The 13,928-nt window shown below is 56.6% G+C and carries 9 protein-coding genes and 1 pseudogene; 2 read left to right on the top strand and 8 right to left on the bottom strand.

Annotated features, from left to right (window positions below; all coding sequences use genetic code 11):
- Nucleotides 1–54: 54 nt before the first annotated feature.
- Nucleotides 55–5,643, bottom strand: coding sequence for a DUF3320 domain-containing protein (locus tag NKI05_RS26880; protein ID WP_352793555.1), 5,589 nt, complete (start codon nt 5,641–5,643; stop codon nt 55–57).
- A gap of 476 nt (nt 5,644–6,119) precedes the next feature.
- Here NKI05_RS26880 and NKI05_RS26875 point away from each other — a divergent pair, with 476 nt between their 5' ends.
- Entirely contained in the window at nt 6,120–7,007 is an 888-nt protein-coding gene (locus tag NKI05_RS26875) for a thermonuclease family protein (protein WP_352793553.1), read from the top strand.
- A gap of 33 nt (nt 7,008–7,040) precedes the next feature.
- Here the strand turns inward: NKI05_RS26875 and NKI05_RS26870 are convergent, their stop codons facing one another.
- The 7 genes and pseudogenes from NKI05_RS26870 to NKI05_RS26840 all read right to left on the bottom strand — a co-directional run.
- Nucleotides 7,041–7,523 (bottom strand): hypothetical protein, encoded by a 483-nt coding sequence (locus tag NKI05_RS26870; RefSeq protein ID WP_352793551.1) that lies wholly within the window; start codon nt 7,521–7,523, stop codon nt 7,041–7,043.
- A 38-nt stretch (nt 7,524–7,561) separates the two neighbouring features.
- On the bottom strand, nt 7,562–8,194 hold the full coding sequence (locus NKI05_RS26865; RefSeq protein ID WP_352793549.1) for a DUF4236 domain-containing protein: 633 nt from the start codon (nt 8,192–8,194) through the stop codon (nt 7,562–7,564).
- A 58-nt stretch (nt 8,195–8,252) separates the two neighbouring features.
- Entirely contained in the window at nt 8,253–9,293 is a 1,041-nt protein-coding gene (locus NKI05_RS26860; protein ID WP_352793548.1) for an OmpA family protein, read from the bottom strand.
- Nucleotides 9,290–10,603, bottom strand: coding sequence for a methyl-accepting chemotaxis protein (locus tag NKI05_RS26855; RefSeq protein ID WP_352793547.1), 1,314 nt, complete (start codon nt 10,601–10,603; stop codon nt 9,290–9,292). The genes NKI05_RS26860 and NKI05_RS26855 overlap by 4 nt, the downstream gene beginning before the upstream one ends.
- Nucleotides 10,603–11,421: a hypothetical protein gene (locus NKI05_RS26850; RefSeq protein ID WP_352793546.1), complete on the bottom strand. Its 819-nt coding sequence runs from the start codon at nt 11,419–11,421 to the stop codon at nt 10,603–10,605. Before NKI05_RS26850 ends, NKI05_RS26855 begins: the two co-directional genes overlap by 1 nt.
- Nucleotides 11,414–12,847: a hypothetical protein gene (locus tag NKI05_RS26845; RefSeq protein ID WP_023706372.1), complete on the bottom strand. Its 1,434-nt coding sequence runs from the start codon at nt 12,845–12,847 to the stop codon at nt 11,414–11,416. The genes NKI05_RS26850 and NKI05_RS26845 overlap by 8 nt, the downstream gene beginning before the upstream one ends.
- A 284-nt stretch (nt 12,848–13,131) precedes the next feature.
- A pseudogene (locus NKI05_RS26840) lies at nt 13,132–13,611 on the bottom strand (transposase); the annotation flags it as partial.
- Between the two features lie 90 nt (nt 13,612–13,701).
- On the opposite strand from NKI05_RS26840, the gene NKI05_RS26835 reads away from it, so the two are divergent.
- On the top strand, nt 13,702–13,905 hold the full coding sequence (locus NKI05_RS26835) for a DUF6471 domain-containing protein (RefSeq protein ID WP_352793544.1): 204 nt from the start codon (nt 13,702–13,704) through the stop codon (nt 13,903–13,905).
- Nucleotides 13,906–13,928: the final 23 nt, after the last annotated feature.

Raw genomic sequence — 13,928 nt, 5'->3', positions numbered from 1 at the left:
AAGAGGTGTTCCGAGCTTCAACAGAGATTGCAACGAGGGCTCTACAATGCCCAGTCACACTTCAGCTAATGCCTCGCTCGCGGACTCGCCGGCCACCAACAAACCGTCTTGGGGCCGCAGCAAGCCCTTGGCCATCAAATCGGCGACCCCAGCTGAAATCAACTGCCGCAATTGTGCACTTGTGGCTTTGAAGCCCAGCATTCTCGCAACGGTTATTGCGATTTCTTCCTCCGTCGCACCGAGGTTGGATTTCACGACTTCCATGGCGCCTTGGGCGACTTCGTCCTGCGCAATCATTTCGGGCTTGCGCAATCCAGCGGACACGACGCCGCTGCGATCCCTGAGACGAACAGGAGCACCTGGCTTGAAGCAGAAGCTGCCTCGACGGGCTACTGCACCACCTCTCTGCGCTAGGCCTACCCCTCGCTCGATTGCATCCTGAATCCTGCCACCGGCCCGCTGCAGACCCCACGCGCCCCGAATACGCGAAACTATTTCGTCGACATGGATTGGTGTTTCTATAGCCACCACCTGCTCGACCAGTCCGGCCATGATTCCGCTGGGCGTCTCGTGGAGTTCGAACGATCCCGGTCGGTTTAGTTCGGCCTCTTCGTAGGCTCGATTGGGTATCTCGGATCCCTTTGTGCTTTCGAGACCGATTTCCGTCACGTTGCCTCTGTCGACCGTAACAACCTGCACGGCTACAGCACGATTTCTCTGGACCCCCAATTCGGCCCGCTCATCGAGCTCTTTTCTCGCAGCCTCAATCGCTAATATGGTTCGCTCCAGCTGCTCGCGTGGCCTCTGAAACCAGTCAGCGTTCCAGATGCGATGGATTATCCAACCATGGTCTTCCAGAACAGACTGCCGTAGCCGGTCTCGATCTCGGGCCGAGCGCGATGAATGATATTCTGCGCCATCACATTCGATGCCAAGAATATAGCGGCCTGGCCTCTCCGGATCAGCAACCGCGAGATCGATGAAGAAGCCTGCAATGCCAACCTGAGCATGAACCTGGTAACCCTTTCCGATCAGCGCGTTGGCTACCTGCTCTTCAAAGATTGAATCCATTTCGCGAACCGTGGCCTGGGCAAGCGAAATTCGCCCTGTTCTCGCGTAGTGCAAGAAGAGCTTGAAGGCGAAGATGCCTTTCCCTTTGCCACGCTCCAGGTCGATGTCCTCGTCTGTGATGGACGCGAATACTTCGCAGCTGCGCTTGGCGCGGCTTATGAGGACGTTGAGCCGACGCTCGCCGCCTTCCGCACCAAGAGGGCCGAAACGCATGGCCATGTACCCCTGCGCATTCTTGGCATACCCCACTGAGATCATGATCACGTCGCGCTCATCGCCTTGAACATTTTCAAGGCTCTTGACGAAGAATGGCTCGCTGGGGTGCGCGTGAAAGAACGCCTCCGTATCGGGATTTAGTCGCCGCAGCCCTTCGAGTTCATCCTGGATCGCGCGGCGTTGGCTAACCGAAAATGTTGCAACGCCTAGAGTCTCTCGCGGGTTCACCTTCGCATGACGGATGATCGCTTCGGCTACTGCTCTCGCCTCTACCGGATTGGTTCCTGTGCCACCGGAATCGAAGACCCCCTCTGGCACATGATGAAACCGCAACCCCATGCCTGCCTCTTGAGTATAGGGGCTTGGCACGATGAAAAGCCGGTTCTCGTAGAACTGGCTGTTCGATACGGCGATCAGAGATTGGTGACGGCTACGGTAGTGCCAGCGGAGCATACGCTGCGGCAAGCCGCGGGCCGTGAACAGGCCGAGGATGCTTTCGATGTCGGCGACCTGCGCGCCCTCACCCTCGTCATCTTCAGACTGCGAGCCTGTCACCTTGGCGAAGAATGTCGTGGGTGGCAGTTGGCGTTCGTCGCCAACAACGACCACCTGATTGGCCCTGGCGATCGAGCCGAGCGCGTCCACAGGCTGTATCTGAGACGCCTCGTCCATCACAAGAAGATCGAAGGACATCCTGCCGGGCGACAGGAATTGGGCCACCGAAAGCGGGCTCATCATGAACACTGGCTTGAGTGCCTGGATGGCAGGCCCTGCCTTCTGCATCAACTGCCGGATAGGCATGTGGCCCCGTCTGCGCGCCATCTCAGAACGAAGCAGTCCGACTGGTCCAGCTCCGCCGTCTCTTGAAGGAATTTTTCGGTGATGAGCCGTCACAACTTCGATGGCACCGGCCTTGATCCTCTGTCGGTCCAGATCCGCGAAGTCACGTACAGCCCTGGAATGCAATTCCCCGTCGAACCTTGCCAGCTCCGGCTCATCGGTCGCCATCGCTAGAAACATTCGTTCGTAGTAGGCCATATCGAAGACTGATCGCGCCGATCCTGTTGTAATCTGGCCGTCGGCCAGGCCGTCTATCAACTGTCCCAGTCCAGCCTTTCGGGCTGTTTCGGATCGCTCTCCATAGGCAACCCATTTTGAGAGCTGTTCCTGATGATCAAGCCACCCCTCCAGTCGAGAAACAACCTCGACTATCGCGACGTCTGGAAAATCGTCTACTCCAAACAAGGAGGGAGCATCGGCTTTCAAATCCCCTGCAAGCGCCTTCAATTCCCGCGCTGCCGCTTGGGCCGCTTCACGCGCTGAACGCGCCAAGTTTGCGATCTCTTTTCTTTCAGGCAACCGCGCAGCCAAATGCCGGATTGAGCCATTTTCTCTCAGCCAAAGTTCGGCTTGCGCGAGAGCGGCCCAATCGGATCCTCGACCGAGCCACGACGAGCCGAATGCGAACTTGCCAAGGCTTTCCCCGTCCTCGATCTCTTGATCAAGCGCTTGTAGTCTGCCTAGTCGGCGTAGTATCTCCACCCGCTCACTGATCAGATCTGGAACGTCAGTCAGAACCTGTCGTGACGCGTCATCGGCTTGAGCTACAGTGCTTGCCTTCGCTTCCATCATTTGCAGCGAGGCCCGCTCGGCGGAAGCCACGTCACCTTGCAGGGATGACGCAAGGTGGCCTAAATCGTTCCAAAACCCCTCGATAATCGGCTGACCGATGTCGATCACCTTACGAACTCGGACCGCACGCGCGCCCGCTTCAGAGCGCTCCGCCATCCGCCCGGCTATAATTCGCGGTTCCGAGCCAAGTCCCCTCAGCGTGCGCATCCACTCCACTAAGGCCTGGAGTGGTGCCGAAGACGATCTCTCACCGCGCCAATCGGCTCCGAAGGCGGAACCGCCAAAGGCGTCGCCTTCCCGCACTTTTGCTGCGGCCGCTTGGCCCTTCATTAGAATGTCGAGGAGACCCACTATCTCCGCCGCAGGCGCGCTAGGGGCCACCAAAATAGTCCGCACAAGTGCAGTGGCACGACGGTAGTCGCCATTCAATGCTTTCAATATTCCCGTGTGCTCGGCGAGCGCTTGCCGCGCCGCGGCCACGTTGGTACTCCACGCGGCATCAACAACTTTGCCCTGAAGCTCGGCTCTAGCAGTCTCTAGCGTTGCTACGCTGTCGGCAAGGTCACCAGCCTGTTCCAGCCCGGAGTCCCAAACTGTGGCTGCGAATGCCTCAGGGCTCGCATCGGGGGCTGCCGCAACTCTCTCGCCGGTCATCACTAACCTGAGGAGTCCTGCAAGCGTGTCCGGTAAAACCGTAGACCCCAGTTCTTGATTTAGCCGCTCAGCTTCTTCTCTTAAGCGTGGGAGCAACACGGTTAGCTGGCGCGCACGAACGAAACCATCTTTCGGAAAGTCTGAAGGAAGCTTAGCAAGCTCTGTCTCGAGACCTTCAATTGGCGTGTCGATAGCCGTCGCCACCAACTGCTCCGACAGTTCCTCGGATTTGCGGTTGAAATCTGTTCCTGTCCAGAGAAGCGATGCAATGTCCTTTGGACGCTCATCCCAAACCGGCGAGACTAGCGCCTCGGCAGGAAGTCCAGGTGCGGACGCGAGAAGCTCAGCGCGATCTTCTACCTCGCCGCTGTCGCTGAGGATTTGCGGAGGCTTCGCCTCGATCCGCTCAGCAATATCGGCCAGTTTGGCGTGCAGAGCCTTTGCTTGATCCAGCGACGACGCAATGCGTGGGACGAGCCTCTCAATGGTCGTTGGTAGGACGACATCCAGGCCAACTCCCCGCCATGGGTGGTGGATCGGCAAGCCGATCTCGTTGATCCGCTGAGACACGTCATCGAGAAGTTTGCGACGTTGCGAGACACCGTCATTCGTCCAAGCGGTGGCATCCTCAAGTTCAATATCAACTGTCTTTTGCCCGTTCTGCCTTAGTCGGGTTAGCTGGCCAAGAACCTGGTATGGAGTGAGTTCGGACGTTCCAAATGGAACATGCATCCTTGTAGCATGTGCATTGAGTTTATCCCTAGCCTCCAGCAGGCGTTCAGTAAGGGAAGAAGCAAGCTGTCCGCGAGGCGATCCGAGTTGCCAGGTGCGCCGCAACTCCTCCAGCATCATGCGCTTGTTTGCCTTGTTGCTATGGAGCTCAAGGCAGGCGTCCCCCACCCCCGCAGTGTCAAGCCGTCGCTTTACGACCTCAAGTGCGGCCATTTTTTCCGCAACGAACAACACGGTCTTTCCATCGGCAACGGCCGACCCGATAATGTTTGCGATCGTCTGCGATTTTCCTGTCCCGGGAGGACCTTGGATAACGAGGTCGCGACCCTTTCTTGCATCATGGATCGCCAGCGTCTGAGAACTGTCACTGTCGACGATATGCAACATTTCGGCAGGCGCGATATGCGGATCAATCGCAATGTCGTCCGACATCAGCGGTTCGCGTGTTTCGAAACCATCTGAAAGAAGCGAGCGGATCTTCGGTTGTTCGATAATCTTTGCGCCATCCGGCCAGAGATCCGGATCCAGGTCACGGTACATCAAGAACTTAGCGAACGAGAAGAAGCCGAGCACCATATCATCGGCAAGCACCTGCCAACCCTCTTTGGTCGACACTGCTTCGGCAACGGCATCGAGATAGGCCGAGACGTCGAAGTCGTCTCCTACTTCAAAACGCGGCAGGGCGAGCTTGTGAATGCGGTCGAGATAGAGTTCCAAGGAGAGGTTTGCGGTAAGATCTTCCGTACGAGCTCGCAGCCGAAACTTTTCTCCAGCGGCCCCTCGCTCCAGCCGTACCGGGACCAAAATGAGAGGAGCCTGGCGGATGTTTTCTTTGTTGCTCGGGTCAATCCACTTCAGCATGCCAAGGGCCAGAAAGAGGATATTGACGCCCTGCTCTTCCTCAAGTGTGCGGGCATCGTGGTAGAGATCAAGGAGCCGGCGCTGCAGCCCCGTTGGGGTCATCCTCGTCTGAAGCTTGGTGTCAGAATGTCGCGCAGATACCCCTCTGTCGTCGAATCCTTCGTCCTCAGGCTGAGCAAGAGCAACGGGGGAATAGTCGATTTCCTCGTCTGGAGGGCTGCTTTCAACCTGGCCTGCCTTCGGCCGATCCGGCTTGCCGGCCAGGAAGGTAAAAGCCTTTCCGTCGCTCACCAGCAATCGATAGATCTCAGACGACCTCTCGTCGACAATATCGATCGTCTTCGCGCTCTTTGAAAACCGTGGCACATTCAAAAGTCGGTTGCGAGCAGAAAGGTCGAGCAATTCCATCCTGGCTCGCTCGAGCTTTTCCTTTAAAGGCAGATCGCTTTGAAAGACCGATTTTTCAACTTCCGACACTCACACCCCCCTGATAGGCTGGACACATAGAGCCTAGACAAGGGCTGTCCGCAACATAAAATGCTGGTTTTTCAACCTCGAATGGCAACCACCAACACTTCAATCGTTTAGTATTGTGAGCACTGCGGCTTGGTGGAAAAATTGCGGATGTTTGTTTAATGTTCCGGACACTTCGCATCCCCACCTTGATCTCGAGGTTCCCTTTCGGACAAAATGCCATCATACGTGTAGACGAGGTGTTGGCAGCTCTGGCATCCGCCTCGCCGGCCACGCCCAACTGGCGCACAAGCCGACTTCTTTTTGAATCGGCCTCCTAATTTCATTCCGAGAAAACTTGTAGGCTCCAGCGCGGAAAGATGGTCGTGTTTACGGAAAAGGTAACTACAAAGTCGTGACTTCGGGCTGATCTGCGAAGGCACCATGGTGTTCAAAGCGCCGAACTACAAGGCAAACCAGCGCCAGCGAAAAAGGCGCCTATGAATGGTGCAGAGGCACGTTACAAATCATGCAGCTTGCGTTTCGCAAAGGATCGGAAATTGAATAACAATCGCTATTCTCATCGTCGCCGCGCGCGACCAAGGCGCGGCGCTGAACCAATCGTCCGCAGACGTTTCTCTCCAGATGTGCGCTTGCCTCTGATCCTGGTGATCGTGGTGGCCTTGGCTGCTTACGCGACCCACTATTTTACAGGCTCGGGTGACCAGTTACGTGGTCTCGATATAGCAAACTCGGCCGGGTCGAGACGGGCGCCGATAGTAGGCATAGCATCGGTGATTGATGGAGACACGATAGAGATCCACGGGCAGCGCGTCCGCTTCAACGGCATCGATGCACCCGAAAGCCGCCAATACTGCAATGACGCTAGCGCACATCAATACCCCTGCGGGCGCCGGGCGGCCGAAGCATTGGCGAATTTCCTTGCGGCTTCGCAGCCTGTCCAATGCACATTTGTTTCATGGGATCGGTACCGTCGCTTCGTCGGTGATTGTCGGCGCGCGGACGGTGTCAGCGTCGCGTCCTGGATGGTCGAACATGGCCAAGCCTTGGACTGGCCCCGCTATAGCCACGGCGCCTATGCGCAACAGCAAACTTATGCTGAAAGCGCAAGGGTTGGAATCTGGATTGGGACGTTTGACAACCCTTGGGATTGGCGCGAACAACATGCCGAATCTGCGAGCCCAACCAAAAGCCCCCTTGGGCTTGTCAGCCGTCGCCAAGTAGCACAGAGCTACTCATGCCAACCTCGCCGCTTGTGCACGCAGATTTCATCTTGCGAAGAAGCACGTTGGTATCTCGCCAACTGCTCATGGGGGAGCAAGTTGGATCGAGATAGCGACGGGATTCCGTGCGAAGGCGTTTGCTGACCTGGGCTCACGCTTTGAGCCCATCCCCAACCATCACTCCCTAGTGTGCGCATTTAGCGTTATGAATTGGCGGTCGGAGCTTCGATGCAATTGCGCGAGTGCCGATAGAGCCTGGCAAAAGGGCTGGCTGACGTTTGTCTTGGAAAATTCCACCAACTCGTTAAGTCCGGACGGGCTAGAAAACCGCAAGGCTTCGTAGCGGCATACAGGGATCTGCCGATTGTCTTTGAAGCGCTTGTCATGCCCGCCGTTTTTGTTTGGGTGAGCCCAGGTGTAGCTCACGATCTCCGCATCAGATGGAACTTTGCCGGTCTCGATAAAATTACTCGGGGCGAATTGGGTCTGCAGATCGGCATATCCGACTGCGCCGTATCGGTTTCCGTCCTTCACCAGCACTAGGTCAGGCATGAAGAAGAGCACCTGCCGACCCACATGGATTGAAGGAGGAGTAACGTTGCTGCGTACAACCTTCGGCAAGGAGCTTGTAAGTGTCGTGGGCTTTTTGTCGACCAGCATGCTGGCCCCGGCATTTCGCTTCCAAGCAGTCAGATCCTCTATCTGCCGCCGGCAGCGACATGCCATCTCCCTGCGCAGCCGGTGAGAGTTTCGAACGCGCCGACAAGTCGCCCGTAGGCGGCCTCCGCGTCTTTTTCCAGATCGTAATAGAGCACGCTCACCCGGCGGTAACTGTCAAACCATTTGCCAATGAGCATACCCGGCACAAAGGCACCGATGCCCAGCACCGGTGCGGCACCTCCGAGCTTGGTCCCCACAAGGAAACCTGCAATCCCGAACAAAACCGCGAGTGCTACGGACAGCCGCGTCTGCGATTGCCTGGCATTGATTTCATCGAGCACATTGGCGAATGTCTCGTCACGCATCTCCACCACATCGCGGGACTCGATTTCTCTCATCACGACGCCGTCAGAGACGTATTCCGGGCGCGAGGATTGTGGACGGGGTTGCGGCGCAGATGGGGTCTGAGAGAGCTGAACTACCTTCTTCGCGCTGGCCTTGCCTAAAGTGCCACGATAGTAGAGCCCACCCACGCCGGCGTGGATGTAGTGACCTCTTGGCCCAGTGCCGATGCGGAGGCCCTTCACGCCAACGGAAGCGCCAACCCCACCGGACGAAAAGTTAAAGCGGAATGGTCCCGCACTGATCGATTTTCGAACGTAAAACCCCATGCGCCAGTCCCCCCAATTCAACTGCCGTACCGGCTAAGGCGCCGGTGTTTCGTCCAATTCATGGCTTGGCGTCACCAACCGGCGCCAATTTGGACCGCTGCCTCACCCTAATCTCAATGCGTCTTCGAGCTCTCACATCGCCCATCTGCGCGCCGTCAGTGAGATGATCGCCGGGCAGTATGAGCTGGCCGCCTGACATCGGCAGAATGGTGAACCCCTTCAATTCGGGCATGTCGCTGAGGATGCTCGTCACGGAAATCGCTCGCGCCAGCCCAAGGCCGGCATTGTCGGCTGGATGGAGCGAGCCAATTTCCACTTTCCCGGACAAAACCGGTTGGAGCCCCTTGTCCATGTTGGAGAATTCGCCCGCCATTGCCTGCTCATCCGTGTGTCCGATCACCTCAATCACGTCGACACCGTACGACGTTGCAATGCCCGCGATTGTCTTTGACAGATCGCGCAACTTTGTTTTGAACGGCTTCGAAAGCTCTGCGCTTCCGGTATCGAAATTATAGCCATCCAGTTCGCTGAGACTGATGATCGGCGGCCAATCGTGAGGTTTTGCTGCTTGCGTCGGCTCTGCAGCCTCCTTGAGCACATCAGCCAGATCCTGCAGCCCTTTGTCGGTGCCGGCGTAACCGAATTCTCTCAAGACCTTCGCCGCATCTATCATGGCCTTGGTCTGATCAATGCTTATGTCGTTGTCCGCAAGGACTTTCGCGACAGGGGCATTTCGCACGACCTCCTCCAGAGAAATACCTGCTTCCTTGACCGACTGAACAGCATCCTTGGCAAGGACCAGCTCGCGCCATTGTTCGTCGGGAACGGTTCCTCCCCTCGTGGGCTGAAACACCGCTTTTATCTGAGCCAGAAGCCGCTTGTTCTCGGCTTCGAGCCTCTGCATGTTTTCCTTGTTTGATTGAGTGGCTCGCAGTGCCTCATCGGTCTCTTTCTGCTTTTTCGTGATGATAGCACCGGCTGCTAGCAACAGGCAGAACACCAAAAGCAGCATCGTCTCGGCCATGGTCAGGCCCAGTATCAAACCGCGGCCAAAACCCTTGCGCTCGAAGGCGACCGAAGTCCCGCCAGCGTCACTCACCTGCCCCACCAACTGGTTCGCTTAGGCGGTTCCGTTCGTTCGGCGGGAGGCTCGCTTCCCAGAGTTTGGAAAGCGTCTGGTTGGGGCTCAGGCTCGACCCGAATTGGTGCGCTCTCGACGGTGTCATTTGCGGCCAGATCTGCCAATGGCTGTTCAATCGCGATAGGAGCGTTGAGAGGGGGAACAGGCCTCGGCGCGTGAAGGGTTCTTCCTGCCAAGGTTGCGACAAGGTCTCCGGTGTCCTTGCTTTGCTTTTGCACCACTGCGGCAAGCGCCTGGGTCAAGCGTTGTTGCGCTTGGACGCTCTCCGCTGTTTGCTCTGCGGCTGCCACAGCCTTTTCCACACCTGCGGCCACTTTAGCCACAGCATCAACGATGCCCGCCATGCGGGCTTGCTGTTCCTGCGAAGCCGTCTCTGTTTTGACAGCATACTGAGCGACCGCGCTGCCAAGAAGTTTCACCATCGGCGCCAGATCGTTCTTAAGGACCTCATCAGGGACGACAACCTTCTCCAACTTGGTGGCTACGCTTTCGGCCTGTTCACCCAGTCTGCCAACTGAAGAGGACATTGAGTTGTTGGCTTTGTCGAGCAGATCGGCTGCCGCCTCGACGCGCTGTGCGATCGACGAGAACTGACTTTCGATCTGCCCAAAATTGTGGCTCAAAGCATTGCTGAGCTTTCCCGAGGCCTCTTGAACTGGTCTGATCGATTCCATCGCGATTTTATCCAGGGCCGATCTTATGTGCTCTCCGTTCCGCTCCGCTTGAACGGCGATTTCGGCAAAACCCTCCTCCAACATCTGATTGCTTACGCGGCGAAAGTCAGCGAATTCCCTGGTTACACTTTCCATCTCGGCTCTTACACGCCGCGTCATATCCGCGAGTTCGTGCCTGACCGTCCGTTCGATGTCGGCAGGATCGCGGCGCATCTGATTGTAAAAGATCCGCAAAGCAATGCCCGTGATCGTCGACGTCACCGCGATACCAAAGTTCCTCACGATTGTGTCGGTGGATCCTTCGGAACCAAACTGAAACAGCGATACGCCGAGACTCGTCAACGTAAACAGGAAACCCATGTAGTAGAGATTGTCGCCTGTTTGCTCATCGTGGAGCCGTAGCTTGCCGGTGAAGACGGACGCGGCAAGATAGATGAGCATCAGGCACACCGGTGCGCTCGCCGCCATTATAGGGTCTACGCCCGACAGCTTGGCTATTGCGATGAACACGCAGCCACCCAGGGTTAGCGTCGCAAAGACGAAAAGGGGCAGGCTCGGATGTCCTAAGAACGACTCCCCTCGCTTCTTGGCCATTAGTTTAACCCCTCCAACCCTACCAGCTTCTCAAAATCACCATGATGGCTTTGAACCCACCGGGTCCAGAACTCTGCATGTTCGAAAGAGCCAAATGGCTTCTTCGCCCTATCGACGTAGAGTATCGTAAACCCGACGCCATCGAGCGATGTCCCGTAAGTCCTGTCAGCCGCGCTATCAAGGTACTTCTGATAATCGAGACCCGAACGATATTGTGAGTACAGCGCCGTATGTTCGATCATATCTGACGCGACTATTATTCGCTTAGCGGTCTTCTCTTTCGCCAAACTGCTATCGAATAGCGATAGTTTGATTTTCTGAATTCCGGCCATGATCGGAGATTGGCTCGCGGATTCTCCATTGGGAATCTGGTCGGGAAGGTTCGTCAAAGGGTCCTCGAACGCATCTTCCCATTTCTTCTGCCGCCGAGACGGATTGTTCGTCCAGCTGTCGACCGTCGAGCCGTCGCCCGGATTGCATCCATCAAACATCACAGTCAGGTCGCCGGGCCTCGCGCCCAGCGTCAATATCTTGAGATAACCGCCAGGCTCGACGCGCCCAATGGTCTTGCGGAATTCATTCTTCAGATCCGCCATGGTTATCGGCGAAATCGGGTCGGTGGCGTCGATCAAGAACGCTGTCAGGCTCACAGGTCCGTTCAGTGGGCAATTCGTGCTGATGTCGATTTGGTCCTTCCCGGATGTCGACCACATCCAAACAAAACCGGCCAGCATCACAGCCGACAGCACGGCCAATCCGGCTGCTGCGACAATTGTGCCGCCACTGCCTTTCTTTCTTCTGCGACCCCGCCTAGCCATTCACGCTATCCGGATGAAGCTTGTCGAGATCTCGGTACTGTTCGATCCCGCGCTCGCATTCCAGCCCGATGAGCCGCACCTGAGCGTTGAGTTCTTCCTGCGCGTCACGAATTGAGGCGCCCAGGTCCTTCTCGCTCCATTCATCGTCGGACGATATCAGGGGTTTTATGCGCTCAAGTTTGTAGGGTGTGGCAAAATGTTTTGGCGCTGGCTCTGTGCGGGCCTGGAAATTGGCCTCCCTGTACTTTGAGAGAAGCTGGTTGCAGGCTCGCTCCAGCTGGTCTTGATGCTGCGCAAAGAGCGTCAGCAGCCTCGACCGATGGTCGATGATCGCTCGATGCTCCCTGCGTCTGCTCCCCAGCCGCTTGACGATGTCCTCCACCTTCTCGTTGTGCTCATCGCGCACCTCTTGCAGAGCCTCGATGAGCTCGCTCTTGCGCTCGATGTAGTCTTCCCGGCGAGCCACCAATCTGTTTTCGACACCCGCATAGCCCGGGTATGGGTCGAGAACGAACCAGCCGTCGATAAACGCAAAGATCGAAAACATGAGACCAATGCCGAACAGAAGCCAGGATTTCACGTCCATAAGGCCAGCCGGATTGGCGAGCATGCTGCGCACGACCTCGACGCCGGCTCCGTCCACAAAGGACCCGCTAACCTCGCGGTAATGCGCAAGCGCTAGGTTTATGGTCAATGCCAAGCCGATATAGGCCACTATCGACAGCGCGCCGATCAACTTCACAAAAAGCGATCTGTGAGTCACCAGGCGTGCACAGAATATTGCGAACAGCAGAGCGGCGCCGATGTTCAAAAACGAGAAAGCGGCGGCTTCGAGGAGCCCGCCAAAGAATCCCTGTTCATTTCCCTTTGCGAGGAAATTTCCGTTCATCGCCGTTTCAATGAGGAACAGGAAGATTAGCAGGGACACTCGGAAAACATGGGCCGCTCCGTGTTGAACCCTCACAGCCCGGACAAGCCCGTGCTTCTGTTTGAACCAGTCGTGTTCTTTCTCCGCATCGTTGAGCGATTTGCGCAATCCGTGAAGTTCGTCCAGGCCCACCGCGATCGAGGCCTTGAAATCGGAAACACTGGCGGCGTTCGCCTGACGGATCAGACCAAACTGCTCTTCAAAGTCGAGGCCAGCCAATCGGCCGGAGAGTAGCTGTAGGCTGTCTTCGAGTGTGTGATGTGCGGCCTTCTTTTCGTCCTCGACCCTCTCGATAACTGTGTGCTCTATATCGTCGAAATTCTTGGCCGTTTTCGGGGGCTGGTTAGCCTCGCCTCGCTGCGTTCCACGACCTTCAAGATCCATTTCGCGATCAATTTTCGCGACATCCAAGCTATTGAACAATTGGGTGCTGGCGCGGAAATCGTGATTTGCCTCTAGTAGAGACTCCCGCAGTTTATTTAGCTTTTCGAATTTTATTCCCACAGCACCGCACCCATTTTTGTACCTCTGCCCGCACAAATGGCTTCTATGCACAGTAGAAGCAAAGGGCAACTGCGTCTTCGCAACTTTGCGGTCCACTGCTCACGAGACGATCGTCTGATGTAAAAATGACAACGATAGCTGCCGTGGCAAGCGGACTTGGGCCAATGAATAGGCCAGGCAGCATACTCTTCTCCGCCGGGCTTTGTGGCGAAGGAACTGAAGATCACGCCAATGAGCTGCTAAAAATCGACTCCAGAGGCGTTCGCGCAGTAGCAGAAGCGCGCGCCCTCGGCGCGCACCACGCCACCAAAGTAAGCGCCGTCAATCTCGACCTCGCCTTCAAGGGTTTCGTTCTTGGTTTCAGCCGACAGGCTTCGCGCAGCTTGTGAGCCAGCACAAAGGCGGTCTTGTACTGCACGTCCAGATCGCGAGAGAACTGGACCGCCGACATGCCCTTCGCGCCGTTAACAAACAGTCAGATCGCGGCGAGCAGATCGACAAACGACAGCTTGCGCCAAGGCGAAGATCGTGCCCTCGTAACCGAGAACTGCGCCCCCGCAAGCGGCGCACTTGAACTTGCGACGGGTCGGAATGTCGTAATGATCCAGGCACCCGCATTTCCGGCAAACAGGCTCGCCTTGAGTCGAAGCCCAGCGAAGGCGCTTGAACGCGTCGTAAGCCTTTTCCTCGCCACCCTTGTAAATCTCTTTCAGAGAAAGGGAGCGGCTTTCGGCGGAAAGGAGGAAGTGTTGGGCCATTGTCATCATATCCGGTTATATGCGGGGCTTGTATCGCCAAATACAGGGGCCTGTACCACCGACTGTGATGATATTTTTTGAGGCGAGGCTATGGCAGGCAAGGACGACCCGCAGACCGTCGAATACGAGACGAAAGCCAAGAACCTTTTGAAGTCAGAGTTGAAGCGGAAGGGCGTTACCTATGCCCAACTCGCCGAAAAATTGGCGACTATGGACATTCACGAAACCGAGCGAAATTTGAACAACCAAATAAGCCGGGGGGCTTTAGCGCTGCGTTCTTACTGCAATGCTTAGACGCTATCGGGGCATCCTCATTG

It is taken from the genome of Mesorhizobium sp. M0771, from assembly GCF_040320155.1.
In the GTDB taxonomy this organism is placed as follows: Bacteria; Pseudomonadota; Alphaproteobacteria; order Rhizobiales; family Rhizobiaceae; genus Mesorhizobium.
The sequence above is the reverse complement of the archived record's forward strand: the minus strand, read 5'-3'. Positions and strand labels throughout refer to the sequence as shown.